This window comes from Veillonella parvula (genome assembly GCF_032472435.1).
In the GTDB taxonomy this organism is placed as follows: Bacteria; Bacillota; Negativicutes; order Veillonellales; family Veillonellaceae; genus Veillonella; species Veillonella parvula_N.
In genome coordinates this window covers 1-7,883 of record NZ_JAWEGM010000011.1, presented here as the reverse complement: position 1 = coordinate 7,883, position 7,883 = coordinate 1, and the positions used below count along the sequence as shown (strand labels likewise).

At 35.2% G+C, this 7,883-nt stretch carries 7 protein-coding genes and 1 pseudogene; all 8 read left to right on the top strand.

The window, feature by feature from the left end; translation table 11 throughout:
- The coding region (locus E7A03_RS09875) for a cupin domain-containing protein (RefSeq protein WP_353799498.1) at window positions 1-340 on the top strand (340 nt) is incomplete at its 5' end.
- A gap of 71 nt (window positions 341-411) precedes the next feature.
- Window positions 412-1,479: a zeta toxin family protein gene (locus tag E7A03_RS09870; RefSeq protein ID WP_004698578.1), complete on the top strand. Its 1,068-nt coding sequence runs from the start codon at window positions 412-414 to the stop codon at window positions 1,477-1,479.
- 14 nt (window positions 1,480-1,493) lie between these two features.
- A pseudogene (locus tag E7A03_RS09865) lies at window positions 1,494-2,516 on the top strand (AraC family transcriptional regulator).
- A gap of 415 nt (window positions 2,517-2,931) precedes the next feature.
- Entirely contained in the window at window positions 2,932-3,198 is a 267-nt protein-coding gene (locus tag E7A03_RS09860; RefSeq protein WP_004698672.1) for a SemiSWEET family transporter, read from the top strand.
- Between the two features lie 192 nt (window positions 3,199-3,390).
- Entirely contained in the window at window positions 3,391-4,419 is a 1,029-nt protein-coding gene (locus tag E7A03_RS09855; protein ID WP_038150581.1) for an AraC family transcriptional regulator, read from the top strand.
- 383 nt (window positions 4,420-4,802) lie between these two features.
- On the top strand, window positions 4,803-5,705 hold the full coding sequence (ttdA, locus tag E7A03_RS09850; RefSeq protein ID WP_004698665.1) for a L(+)-tartrate dehydratase subunit alpha: 903 nt from the start codon (window positions 4,803-4,805) through the stop codon (window positions 5,703-5,705).
- Complete coding sequence (gene ttdB / locus E7A03_RS09845) at window positions 5,705-6,316, top strand: L(+)-tartrate dehydratase subunit beta (protein WP_195394632.1); 612 nt, start codon at window positions 5,705-5,707, stop codon at window positions 6,314-6,316. Before ttdA ends, ttdB begins: the two co-directional genes overlap by 1 nt.
- 157 nt (window positions 6,317-6,473) lie before the next feature.
- Entirely contained in the window at window positions 6,474-7,748 is a 1,275-nt protein-coding gene (locus E7A03_RS09840; RefSeq protein ID WP_077708600.1) for an SLC13 family permease, read from the top strand.
- Window positions 7,749-7,883 lie beyond the last annotated feature (135 nt).

The following is a 7,883-nucleotide window of genomic DNA, read 5'->3' as shown; positions in this document are numbered from 1 at the left end:
TTCTATGAGTAAGACTTTCACAAAAAATATCCCAGTCAACGAAATTTTACATCTAGGCGATTGTTTAGAGTATAAAGAAGGGCAAGTGATTAGTATTACGATTGCCCAAAATGAACGCCTCAGTATTACCTTATTTGCGTTACCAAAGGGCGAAGAAATCTCAACGCATATAACTGTAGGCGATGCGATTGTGCAAATCCTCGATGGAGAGGCACATATCGTCGTCGGTGATGTGGAACACAATGTGAAAGCTGGTGAAACATTGATCATGCCTTCTGAAGTCCCTCATAGCCTCGATGCCCAAGAAAACTTCAAGATGCTGTTGACCGTTGTTAAATAAATATATCATAATAAATGCATCCCTTAGATTATAAGGGGTGCATTTTTAATGCGTTGAGAGAGGTCGAATGTATGAATGTCGTTGAACAGTATAATTTAACTTTACAAATAGAAGTTCTAAAAGAACAAAGCGCGGAAACATTAGCGCGTCTCTGTAACTTAGTTGAGGAGAGTGACACTAGTGACTGTGTAGAGCTATTAAAAGCGTATTCTCATATTGTAAATACAGAGTTATATTTAGCCACGTCTATACATGAGTTAGACGTTCTAAAATCAGATATGGTAGACCTTGAAAGCAATATTAAAGAGTCATTAGCACAAGCTTCTCATGACATTAGTGATGTTAAAGCTGTTAAAGAGACTAGTGATGTACAAGCTATTGAATCCTATAGCTCTGAAGACTTTGATAAGGCCTTAGAACGTACCATTGATTTCTTAACGTTTAATAAAAATATATCTAGTACACCTCGTGCTGTTATTTTAGGTGGTCAAAGTGGAGCCGGGAAAACCACAATTCATCGTGTGAAAATGCTAGAGTCAAAAGGTAATTATATTATCATTGATGGCGATACATACCGTGCTCAACACCCGTATTTTAGAGAGTTACAAGAAAAATATGGTGTTGATAGTGTAGATTACACAAAAATGTTTGCAGGTAAGATGGTAGAGGCTGTAATTGATAAATTAAGCTCTTTAAAATACAATTTAATTATTGAAGGCACATTACGTTCCGCCGCAGTACCAATTAATACAGCTACATTATTAAAATCTAAAGGCTATACCGTCGATTTTTGTTTGATTGCTACTAAGCCAGAGTTATCTTATTTGACGACGCAATTGCGCTATTTAGAAATGATGATTGTGGATCCTTTACAAGCGAGAGCCACTCCTAAAGATCATCATGATGGAATTGTAAAATCCTTGGTCGCTAATATTACTGAACTAGAACAGAGTGGAGTCTTTGAAACTATTCAAGTGTATAAACGTGATTTAGAACAAGTATATAATTCAAAATTATGTACTGAATCTGTTGGAACTGTTGTAGACCAAATTTTATTTGGTCCTTGGACTCAAGATGAATCGGCCTTGTTAGAAGAGAGTAAATCACAGGAACAGGAGTTAAGAGCGAAATTACCTTAGGGAGTAAAAGTGTAATGGATTACTTCGACTATTCATATAAACATAATTACATAGAGTTTAGTAGCAACATATATTGAGTTGGCACATACCATTACAACTGGCATAGTGAGACGGAGATTGTTATTTTATTAAAAGGCCAAATGGAGATGAGTTGTAATGGTGAGACATTTACGATGGAACCACTTGATGTGGTCATTATCTCTCCTCAAGTGGGACATGCCACATTAGCTCTGGAAGAGGATGTCATTGCCTTTGTCATTCATGTAGGAAATGAATTTTACCAACAGTATGATCCAGATTTTGGCGCCTATCAATTTGTATTGCGTTCAGATAATAGTACTCGTCACAATCAATTCTTTACAACCTTACGGCATCATGCAGCTATGACGATGTTATTGATGACTAAAGGTGAAAGCCCGGTACATCGAATGTGGATAGAGCATCATTACTTAGCGTTGGCTGGGGATGTATTTAGAGAGTTTGATCCCATTAAAAAGGTTCATGAAAATGCTAGACCTGGTGATATGAAACCCGCAACGTTCGATAAAATGATTGCCTATATTGATGAGCATTATGAGCAGAAAATAGAGTTGGAAGATATTGCAAAAATTGGGGGCTATAATGTTGCCTATACATCTCAGTTCTTTAAAAAGCAAATGGGGATTTCATTTGTTGAGTATGTATTGAGGTTAAGAATCCGTGACGCTACTGTTCGCTTAGCTGGTACGGATGAGGCTGTCGCAAGAATTGCAAGCGATTGTGGATTTGCAGATGTGAAAGCCTTTAATGTGGCTTTTAAAAAACACTTTAATATGACTCCCACAGAATATCGTAAGCAAGTCAAAAGCATTGGGCGTAAAACCGTCTTACAAGATTGGAAAGAAATTATTTCTGTAGACAATCAAGATGTTCTTGATGTATTGCATTCATTCTTGTCGTATGAAGATGATTCCCGAGCTAAGAGTGAATTGGAATTTATGAGCAAAAAATTGGAATCTTTGAAAGAAAAGTTAGCAGATGTAGTAAAGGATTTATAAAGGTATTTTGTTATATCTCTATGGCAACTAGATTCTTATAGTAACTAATTCTTATAGTAGCTAATTCTTTTAGTAGCTATATTCTTGTGATAAGAGTTTGGTAAGCAAATTATTTTGATGAATTTATGACACATATAGAAAGATTAGAATTGGGTAAATTTCTATATCAAAAAACCCTATAAAGTTATTGAAAAAGCACTACTGTTGATAAGTAGTGCTTTTTTATATGTATTTTCCGGGTGAATTTATATATTGTTATAGTCCCAAAATACAATAAATCGAGAGAAATCTATCTTTTTTCGTTGATTTTAATATAAAAATTATCTTTTAATTTGGATAGTTATATTCACTAAACTGAGTAGAATATATCTCATCAGGAGTAAAAAAATTAGTAAGTTATAATTTTGGAGGATATATGAATCAAGTAAAATTTATGGAAAACGTAGGTAAAGTTGCAACTGTTACTGCTGTAGCTATGTATGTATCTTATTTCCCACAAATCATGCATAACCTTGCACATCCAGGTACTGGTGATTGGATTCAACCACTTGTAGCTGCAATCAACTGTACATTATGGGTAGCGTATGGTTTGTTTAAAGAACATAGAGATATTCCAGTAGCATTAGCCAATGCACCAGGTATCTTCTTTGGTTTAGCAGCGGCTATTACAGCGGTTATGTAATTTTAAGAATAGATATATAATGCTATAGAAGCATAAAACTATAATTTATTAATATATAAAATAAGATTACTGTTGACCGTTATTAATTATATATATCATAATGAATGCATCCCTTTGATTAATAAGGGGTGCATTTTTTATGTAAATAATTGAGAGGTATTTGTTTGATTTTATGAGGGGTATTACGTTGTTATGGATTACTTTCACTATACCTATAAACACAATCATATAGATTTCAATAGTGATATATATAAGGTTAGTACATATCATTACAACTGGCACAGTGGCGTTGAAGTCTTGATCTTGTTAAAGGGCAGAATCGACATGAGTTGTAATAGTGAGGTTTTTACAATGGAACCTCTTGATACCATTATTATTTCCCCTCAAGTAGGTCATGCTACGTTGGCCTTAGAGGAGGATACAACAGCTCTTGTTATTCATGTGAGTAAGGAGTTTTTCCAATACTTTGATCCTAACTTCGGCATGTACCAATTTGTATTGCGCTCAGATAAAACTAATAGGGATAATGAATTCTTTACGTCCTTACGTTATCTTGCGGCACAAATGATGTTGTTAATGGTGAATAGTGAAAGTCCTGATCGTCAATTATGGTTGGAGAGTCACTTTTTAGCCATGACGAGTGATATATATCGTGAAATTGATGCGGTTAAGACTATCCCTATACATACAAAGCCTGCTGATATGACTGTAGCTACCTTTGATAAAATGATTGCCTATATTGATGAAAACTATAAGCAGAAGATAGAGTTAGAAGATATTGCTAAAATAGGCGGTTATAATGTGAACTATACATCTCAATTTTTTAAACGCCAATTAGGGGTTTCCTTTTTAGAGTATTTGTTGCGGTTGAGATTACGAGAGGCTACAGTTCGTTTAGCTAACTCTGAAGATGGAGTAGCACATATTGCAAGTAGTTGTGGCTTTGCAGATATTAAAGCCTTTAATGTGGCCTTCAAGAAACATTTCCATACAACACCATCTGAATATAGAAAGCAAGCAAAAGAGATGGGGCGTAAGACAAAATTACATGATTGGAAGGAAATTATTTCTACTCAGGAAGAAGATATTATAGACATTTTACAAACTTACTTACCCTATCAAGATGTCTCTATCGATAAGAATAGATTAGATGAGGCTAATCAAAAGTTACAGGATGTTAGAGACCAACTTGAGATGGTTGTAAAAAGATTACAATCATAATTTTCATTCTTATAATAACTTGTAATTAGCTATAATTTCATGATTTTGAAAATTAAATTAGGTGGATATACAATTATTAGGTATAGGTGATTTTGTATATTTGTTAATCCTATTAAAATATATGGTGAAAGAGCACTACGTTCTGATGGTAGTGCTCTTTTTTTTATAATCATATAGGTGAAATTGTATATTTTTAATGGGTTAAAAGAAAATAATTAAGGAAATTTTGTATGTGTTTGACAGACTTTCACCAATAAAAATCAACTTGTAAATTGGATAGTTATATACTGAAAAAAGAGTAGAATAGAATCATCGAAAGGAGCTAAGGTTCCGAAACAGAAATAATCACGTCTTAAATATTGAAGTCTTTTTGGAGGTTTGCGATGAGTACGAAGGAACAACAAGTACAAGAAATGACAAATAAGATAGCTAATTTCATTTCTTATATGGCAAAGGTATTGCCTGATGATGTACAAGAAAAAATTCATGAATTGGCACAGGATGAAAAAAATCCTATGGCCAAATCTATTTATGAAACAATGCAACATAATATGGATTTAGCAGCTCAGCTTAATCGTCCTTCTTGTCAAGATACTGGTGTATTACAATTTTGGGTAAAGGTTGGATCTAATTATCCCTTATTAGGAGAATTAGAAGATATTCTAAGAGAAGCAACTTATAAGGCTACACAAGAGGCTCCATTACGATTGAACTGTGTAGAAACTTTTGATGAGTTTAATACTGGTAAAAATATTGGCCTCACTGCACCTTATATTCACTGGGATATCATTTCTGGTTGTGATGATGTAGAAATCTTCCCTTATATGGCTGGTGGCGGGTGTTCCTTGCCAGGGTCAGGTAAAACATTGATGCCAGGCGAAGGCTATGAAGGTATTGCTAAGTTTGTTCTTGATTTGATGACAAGCTATGGATTGAATGCGTGTCCTCCACTATTGGTAGGTGTAGGGATTGCTACAACTATTGATACCGCTGCTGGATTATCTAAAAAAGCATTAATGCGCCCTGTATCTTCAAAAGCACCTAATGAAAAAGCGGCTTATATGGAACAATTGTTAGAAGATGGAATTAATAAGATTGGTATTGGACCTCAAGGTATGGGTGGGGATAAAACTGTTTTAGGTGTGAACATTGAACATGGTACACGTCATCCATCTGTTATTTCTTGTGCTGTTAGTGTAGGTTGTTGGAATCATCGTCGCGGCGATCTCGTATTTGACAAGGATGGTAATTGCACAGTTAAATCTCATAAAGGAGTGACATTATAATGGCTAAGAAAATATTAACTACACCTATTCAACAATCTGATTTAGCAGGCATTAAGCCAGGCGATGTGATTTATTTGACTGGGCATATTACAACCTGTCGTGATATGGGGCATCGTCGTGTGGTAGAAGAAGGTAAAACGTTACCGGTTGATGTTAAAGATGGGGCTATACTTCATGCAGGTCCAATTATTCGTACTTTAAGCGATAATGAATTTGAAGTTGTATCTGTAGGACCTACTACATCTATGAGGATGGAAAAATACGAATATGAATTTGTTAAAAAGACAGGTGTACGTCTCATTGTAGGTAAAGGTGGCATGGGTCCTGAAACAGCACGTGCCTGCAAAGACTTTGGTGCACTACACTGTGTGTTCCCTGCAGGTAATGCGGTTCTTGCTGCTACAGAAGTCGAAAAAGTAGAATCTGCTAATTGGCGTGAATTAGGTATGTGTGAGACTTTGTGGACTTTTAAGGTTAAAGAATTTGGTCCGCTTATCGTATCCATTGATGCAGACGGTAATAACTACTTTGAAGAAAAGAAAATAGAATATAATAAGAAAAAAGATGAAATATTAGACGAAATATATAAACACGTAGGTTTCATCAAATAATAAGATAAGAATAGCGATTTCTTTATATTATGAATAACTTCATAACTTGTAAATATATCTATATGAGAAATAATTATTAATAATATTGTTTTGTGATTTACAGCGTATCTTCATATAGATATACTATAAGAGTATGACTACCATGAAAGGAATTCTCATGGATTATAGTATTGCTATTACACTGGGATTTCTTGTATTTGCAATCGTAATGTTTGCATTGGAGAAAATTCCATTGTCTATTACGGCTATGATTGTGGCCGTTGGATTACATCTTTCTGGTGTATTAACTGCAGCGGAAGCTTTTAAAGGTTTCGTTGACTCTAATGTTATTTTGTTTATTGCTATGTTTATTATCGGCGCTGCTTTCTTTGAAACAGGTGTAGCTGTTGATGTTGGTAACGTTGTTAATAAATTTGCTAAAAATGAAACTATCCTTATTATTGCTATTATGATGCTTACAGGTATTATGTCTGGCTTCTTATCTAATACAGGTACTGCAGCGGTTATGATTCCTGTTGTTATTGGTATTTGCAAAAAGGGTGGTTTTAACCAAACTAAATTCTTAATGCCAATCGTATTTGCCGCTGCTATGGGGGGGAATATTTCTATGATTGGCTCTCCTGGTAATATGATTGCAAATTCTAATTTGCAAGAAGCCGGCCTTGGATCCTTTAGTTTCTTTGCTTATGGTGAAGTAGGTTTACCTATGCTTATCGTAGGTACTTTATTCTATGCATTCATTGGTAAAAGATTCTTACCTGAAGTTCCAACGCGTGAACCTGATCCAAACTATCAAAAAAATGCTGATTTCAGTCATGTTCCAGTTTGGAAAAAATGGGTAGCTGGTTTGGTATTGGTGTTGACTATCGCTGCTATGATTTTTGAAAAACAAATTGGCGTATCCTTAGCGGTTAGTGCCTGGGTAGGCGCACTTGTTATCGTAGCGACAGGAGTTATTACCGAAAACGAAGCAGTTAAGTCTATTGATATGAAGACTATTTTATTATTTGTAGGTTCCTTAGCTCTTGGCACAGCAATGGTAAAATCTGGGGCAGGTGCATATATTGCAAATCTTATTGTTGATGCTTTGGGGGATACACCTAATCCATTGGCATTATTAGCGGTACTTTTCTTCCTATCTGTATTTATGACAAACTTCATGTCCAATACAGCAGATGTTGCATTGCTAGCTCCAATCGGATTGTCTCTAGCATCTCAATTAGGTTTTGATCCTAAAGCGATTCTTGTTGCCATCGTAATTTCTAGCTCTCTTGCGTATGGTACACCTATAGGGATGCCTGCAAATACTATGGTATATAATGTAGCTGGGTATAGTTTTAAAGACTATGTAAAAGCAGGCGTACCGTTAATTGTAGTATCTGCAATTGTATCTTTAGTGTTGTTACCGATTTTGTTCCCGTTTAACCCATAATTATATAAAGGTTAGTCATACAAAACCGTCACCATAGGTGGCGGTTTTATTTTTATTGTCTTTAGACTGGTTCGTGACGTAGTCGCGAACCATAAAACCACCCGCTATGCGGGTGCGGCAACGAAAGTTATACAA

What these genes read in the sequence shown, in the direction of transcription:
- E7A03_RS09870 (WP_004698578.1), top strand. Translation starts at nt 412, where the DNA reads ATGAATGTCGTTGAACAGTATAATTTAACTTTACAAATAGAAGTTCTA.
- E7A03_RS09860 (WP_004698672.1), top strand. Translation starts at nt 2,932, where the DNA reads ATGAATCAAGTAAAATTTATGGAAAACGTAGGTAAAGTTGCAACTGTT.
- E7A03_RS09855 (WP_038150581.1), top strand. Translation starts at nt 3,391, where the DNA reads ATGGATTACTTTCACTATACCTATAAACACAATCATATAGATTTCAAT.
- ttdA (WP_004698665.1), top strand. Translation starts at nt 4,803, where the DNA reads ATGAGTACGAAGGAACAACAAGTACAAGAAATGACAAATAAGATAGCT.
- ttdB (WP_195394632.1), top strand. Translation starts at nt 5,705, where the DNA reads ATGGCTAAGAAAATATTAACTACACCTATTCAACAATCTGATTTAGCA.
- E7A03_RS09840 (WP_077708600.1), top strand. Translation starts at nt 6,474, where the DNA reads ATGGATTATAGTATTGCTATTACACTGGGATTTCTTGTATTTGCAATC.